This window comes from Streptomyces viridosporus (genome assembly GCF_002078235.1).
GTDB lineage: Bacteria > Actinomycetota > Actinomycetes > Streptomycetales > Streptomycetaceae > Streptomyces > Streptomyces viridosporus.
Map to the genome: position 1 here is coordinate 1 of NZ_MSGP01000520.1, position 2426 is coordinate 2426.

Sequence of the window (2426 nt, forward strand, 5' to 3'; positions counted from 1 at the left end):
CCGACGTCCTCGCCGCCGGTGTCGGGCCCGCCCTCGCCGCCGCCTCCACCGCCGCCGCCCTCACCGCGGCCGCCCTCGGCGACGCCCCCTACCGTCTCGTCGTCAGCGCCGGGATCGCCGGCGGCTTCCCGCCCGAGGCGCCCCTCGGCTCCCTCGTCGTCGCCGACGAGATCACCGCGGCCGACCTGGGCGCGGAGACCGCCGACGGGTTCCTGCCGGTCACCGACCTCGGCTTCGGCACCGTCACCCACCGCCCGCCGGCCGACCTGGTCCGCGACGCCGCCGCCGCGGCCGGCGCGCTCACCGGCACCGTGCTCACCGTGTCGACGGTGACCGGGACCGCCGCCCGCGCCGCCGCGCTCCGCGCCCGCCACCCCCGTGCCCTCGCCGAGGCCATGGAGGGCTTCGGGGTCGCCGAGGCCGCCGCCGCGCACGGGGTGCCCGTGCTGGAGGTGCGGGCGGTGTCGAACCCCGTCGGCCCGCGCGACCGCGGGGCCTGGCGCATCGGCGACGCCCTGAGCGCCCTCACCGAGGGCTTCGGGAAGCTCGCACCCGTCCTGGAGAGTTGGAACCGGCATGACAGTTGAGCAGCAGCGACTGCGGATCGCGTACTCCCCCTGCCCGAACGACACCTTCGTCTTCGACGCCCTCGCCCACGGCCGCGTCCCCGGCGCGCCCGACCTCGACGTCGCCTTCGCCGACATCGACGTCACCAACGGCATGGCCGAGCGCGGCGAGCTCGACGTGCTGAAGGTGTCGTACGCGGTGCTGCCGTACGTCCTGGACGACTACGCCCTGCTGCCCTGCGGGGGCGCGCTGGGGCGGGGCTGCGGGCCGCTGGTGCTGACGCGGGAGGAAGGGCTGGACCTCGCGGGACGCACGGTCGCCGTGCCGAGCGAGAGGTCGACGGCGTACCTGCTGTTCCGGCTGTGGGCGGCGGACGTCGTGCCGGGCGGTGTCGGGGAGATCGTGGTGATGCCGTTCCACGAGATCATGCCGGCCGTGCGGGACGGGAAGGTCGACGCGGGACTCGTCATCCACGAGGCGCGCTTCACCTATCAGGACTACGGGCTGCACCGGCTCGCCGACATGGGCGAGCACTGGGAGCGCACCACCGGGCTGCCGATCCCGCTGGGCGCGATCATCGCCCGGCGGTCGCTGGGCGCCGGGACGCTGACGCGGCTCGCCGACGCGATCCGCACGTCCGTGCGGGCGGCCTGGGACGATCCCGAGGCGTCGCGCCCGTACGTCCTGGAGCACGCCCAGGAGATGGACCCGGCCGTCGCCGACCAGCACATCGGGCTGTACGTCAACGAGTTCACCGCCGACCTCGGCGAGGACGGCTACGCGGCGGTGCGGGGGCTGCTCACCCGTGCGGCGGCCGAGGGGCTGGTGCCGCCCCTCGGCCCGGACGCGCTGCGGTTCCCGTAGAGGATCCGCCGGACGGGTCCCCGGCCGCCTCAGACGTCCAGCTGGTCGGCGACCGCGCGGAGCAGGCCGGCGATCTTCTTGCCGGCGGCGCGGTCGGGGTAGCGGCCCCGCTCCAGCTGCGGGGTGATGTTCTCCAGGAGCGTCGTCAGGTCCTGGACGATGGAGGCCAGCTCGTCCGGCTTCTTGCGCTGGGCCGCCGCGACCGACGGGGTCGGGTCGAGGAGGGTCAGGGAGAGGGCCTGGTCGCCGCGCTGTCCGGCGACCACGCCGAACTCCACGCGCTGTCCCGGCTTGAGTGCCTCGACTCCGGCGGGGAGGACCGAGGAATGGACGAAGACGTCACCGCCGTCGTCGCGGGAGAGAAAGCCGAAGCCCTTCTCACTGTTGAACCACTTGACCTTGCCGGTGGGCACGTCTGTCCTCGTCCTCGTACTCGTCGGGAAAGCTGCTTGGTGAAACGGCTCTTGATAGCACTCGGGCGGGCCGTGGTGACCCGCCGTGTCCAAGGCTAATGGTCTTCGGGCCGGAGACAAGACGTCACCCGGTTGTTCCTTCGCGCTGGGAACTACCCTGGTCCGGTGCGTGACAAAACCCAAGCGAATTCCGCCGCGCCCGGTGACGGCCTGGTCCGTGCCGGTGCTCTCGTCTTCTTCGTCGGCGCCGTGGCCACTCTGGTCACGGTGGCCCCGCTGTTCCTCGGAACGACGCCTTTCCCGACGTACATGTTCGTATTGAGCATGCTCATGGGCGTCGGATTCCTGATGGCCGGTGCGGGTGTCCTGCGCTCGGTCGCGGCGGGACGCCGTCAGGCGCGGGCCGGAAGGTAGTCCGGGCCGGAGCCGGACCGGTCCGTGCGGTGGTCCGAGAACCACCGCGGGAATTCCGTCAGATCGGCGAGGACGACGTCCGCGCCGGCCTCGCGCAGTTCCGCGGGAGCGCACGGGCCGGTGGCGACCGCGACCGCCAGCGCGCCGGCGGTCCGCGGTCGCCACCGG

At 73.5% G+C, this 2426-nt stretch carries 4 protein-coding genes and 1 pseudogene; 3 read left to right on the top strand and 2 right to left on the bottom strand.

Annotated features, from left to right (window positions below; all coding sequences use genetic code 11):
• Both B7L92_RS31110 and B7L92_RS31115 read left to right on the top strand, forming a co-directional pair.
• On the top strand, nt 1-587 hold a 587-nt coding region (locus B7L92_RS31110), incomplete at its 5' end, for a futalosine hydrolase (protein WP_081240672.1).
• Complete coding sequence (locus tag B7L92_RS31115) at nt 577-1431, top strand: 1,4-dihydroxy-6-naphtoate synthase (RefSeq protein ID WP_081240673.1); 855 nt, start codon at nt 577-579, stop codon at nt 1429-1431. The genes B7L92_RS31110 and B7L92_RS31115, both read left to right, overlap by 11 nt.
• 29 nt (nt 1432-1460) lie before the next feature.
• Here B7L92_RS31115 and B7L92_RS43555 read toward each other — a convergent pair whose 3' ends face one another.
• Nucleotides 1461-1844, bottom strand: a complete 384-nt coding sequence (locus tag B7L92_RS43555) for a cold-shock protein (RefSeq protein WP_004986619.1) — start codon at nt 1842-1844, stop codon at nt 1461-1463.
• Between the two features lie 165 nt (nt 1845-2009).
• On the opposite strand from B7L92_RS43555, the gene B7L92_RS31125 reads away from it, so the two are divergent.
• Nucleotides 2010-2258: a hypothetical protein gene (locus tag B7L92_RS31125; RefSeq protein ID WP_016825719.1), complete on the top strand. Its 249-nt coding sequence runs from the start codon at nt 2010-2012 to the stop codon at nt 2256-2258.
• On the opposite strand, the pseudogene B7L92_RS31130 reads toward B7L92_RS31125, so the two are convergent.
• Nucleotides 2237-2426 (bottom strand): annotated as a pseudogene (locus B7L92_RS31130) (HAD family hydrolase); the annotation flags it as partial. The gene B7L92_RS31125 and the pseudogene B7L92_RS31130 sit on opposite strands and share 22 nt — an antisense overlap.

Excerpts from the sequence above, each read along its gene's own strand:
- B7L92_RS31115 (WP_081240673.1), top strand. The coding sequence starts at position 577 with ATGACAGTTGAGCAGCAGCGACTGCGGATCGCGTACTCCCCCTGCCCG.